We start from the raw sequence: 2283 nt of genomic DNA, 5'->3' as shown, positions 1-2283 counted from the left end.
CGGTGATGACGGTGTCGGGGGCCGCCAGGCCACCGGGGCGCGGCGGCCGGTACGGGTCGGCTGCGGCGGCGAGTGCGGCGGTGGCGGCGTGCCCGTCCAGGGCGCGGGTGGTGACCCCGAGCCCGGACAGCGTCCGGGCGGTGTCGTCGGCGCGGCGCCGGGCAGCATGCTCACCCTGCTCGCCGGAGTTGGTGCGGGTGACGATCAGGACCTGCCGGCGCAGCGGATCGCGGCGGTCGGCGAGATCGGCCAGGAACGCGGCATGGTCGGCGGCGGCGTCGGCGAGTGCAGGGTGCGGCAGCCGGCCGGTCGAGGCAGCGAGGGTGTCAGCGGCGGAGTGCAGGTCGACCGGCTGGGCGGAGACGACGATCTGGGTCGGCGTCGACAGAGAATTGAGCCAGCGGCCGAAGGTGTCGATCAGCGCGGCCTGCTCGTCAGCGGTGCGCAGCGCGAGGTTGACGCTGGTCGCGGCGACCATCGCCGCGCGAGCACCTGACAGGCTGATCTCGCCGTCACCGCGGATGGCGTCGGCCGGCAGCTTCAGCGGCGCCGGCAACGTGACCGTCCCGGTCGGGGCGTCAACCCAGTCGGGTGTGGTAGCGGTGGTGTCGGCGGCCGCCAAAGCGTGCGGGCTGCGGGAGTGCCGCACCGCCGCGAGCAGCCACACGTCCATGGGCAGGCCGTCGCGGCGGCCGACCGCGAGGCCGAACACCAGACCGCCGCCCACGACGGCGGCGCCGGCCAGCACCGGCATCGGCAGCAGGTCATGCAAGGTCTGCCAGCCGCCGTAGAAGACCAGGGCGGCGACGGCCAGGATGGCCAGTTGCCGGAAGGTCAGCCCGTAGAGAACCTTGTCCGGGGCGTCGACGTCGGCCGGCATCCGTGCTCTGACCTGCTCACCCACTTGCTCTCCGGCGTGGCTGCGGCGGCCCATCAGGGCACCGCCCGCATCAGCCGCAGGCCGCGGGTGAGCTGCTGCACCACGACCACGCGGACGACCGCGCCGAGGGCGTTGCTGGTGCGGGCGCCGGAGGTGGCGTATCGGCGCATCAGTGACGGAACCTTGACGGTGGTCCACAGCAGCACCATCACGACGAAGATGTTCAGCACCCCGCCCGGGTCGGCGGCGGGCAGGCCGAGCGACGGCAACATGGTCGCCGAGTCGAGCAGCATCCACTGCGCGGCGAACAGCACGAACCCCTGGCAGACCGGCACGGCGAGCATGCCTGCAAAGGAGCGCCACCACAGGCGGGCGATCGGGTCGGTCTGCGGCAACGCGTGCAACATCAGCGCCAGCGGGGCCCCGGCGGTCAGCACCAGCGCGATCGCGAACCTCACGATCACCGAGCAGGCAGTGGCGGCGAGCAGGAACAGCACCATCGCCAGGCAGACCAGAAACAGCAGCCCGCCGGTGGCGTCCTCCGCTGCCGTCATGTCGTCCCGGATGGCTCGCAGCACGCCGGCGTCGGCGTCCTTGTCGATCACCGCGGCGGTGACCGCGTTCGCTAACCGGATCATCGTCCCGGCGATCAGCTGGGAGAAGTGGGCGGTGACGAACCCGACCACGCACCGCGGCAGCAAGTCTTTGATCTCGTAGCGGGAGCGTTCGCTGCCGCCGGCGACCATCGACAGGACCCCGGCAGCGACGAATACCAGCACGAACGCGGTGTCGACGACCCACACCGCCCGGCCGGTCAGCGCCTGCACCTGCGGCAACGTCGTGACGTCCGGGGTGTACAGCAGCGCACCGGTGATCGCGCCGATCAGCGTGTCCAGGCAGTCGAGGAGCAGCCCGGAGAACCAGTGAAGGATTTGATCCAGCATGAAACCCATGACCGGATCAGCCCCCGACGATCCCGCGGACAACCTGCAGCAGGATCGGGGCGAGCACGGCCAGGCCGTAACCGACCAGCGCGTTCTTCAGCGCACCCTTGGCCTTCTCGACCTGCGCCGGGTCACCGCCGGCAGTGGCCCAATACACCCCGGCCAGAACGAGGAACAGGGTGGCGACCGCGGCCAGGATCCCGATCAGCCAGGTCCGCAGGTTCGCGATGACCTGCGGCAGCGAGTTCACCGCGAGGGTCGCGGTGCCGCCGGTGTCCGCAGAGGCGGCGACCGGCACGGACAGCACCAACAGGACCGTGACGGTATGCGCGGCGATCCGAACGGCCCGGCGGACAGCCGGCGCAGTGAACAGAGAATGGGTCAGGGCACGCAAGCGTGCCGGCACGATGCGGAACATGGGTCACCTCCCGCCCCGGCCGGGCCGCGCACGGTGCGGAC

General features: G+C 71.7%; 3 protein-coding genes. All 3 read right to left on the bottom strand.

Annotation, left to right across the window (positions count from 1 at the left end):
* On the bottom strand, window positions 1-880 hold an 880-nt coding region (locus AB0M20_RS39125; protein WP_364306074.1), incomplete at its 3' end, for a PrgI family protein.
* A gap of 53 nt (window positions 881-933) precedes the next feature.
* Complete coding sequence (locus AB0M20_RS39120) at window positions 934-1833, bottom strand: hypothetical protein (protein ID WP_364306072.1); 900 nt, start codon at window positions 1831-1833, stop codon at window positions 934-936.
* Between the two features lie 7 nt (window positions 1834-1840).
* Window positions 1841-2242 (bottom strand): pilin, encoded by a 402-nt coding sequence (locus AB0M20_RS39115; protein ID WP_364306070.1) that lies wholly within the window; start codon window positions 2240-2242, stop codon window positions 1841-1843.
* Window positions 2243-2283 lie beyond the last annotated feature (41 nt).

Source organism: Actinoplanes sp. NPDC051633 (assembly GCF_040681735.1).
GTDB lineage: Bacteria > Actinomycetota > Actinomycetes > Mycobacteriales > Micromonosporaceae > Actinoplanes.
The sequence above is the reverse complement of the archived record's forward strand: the minus strand, read 5'-3'. Positions and strand labels throughout refer to the sequence as shown.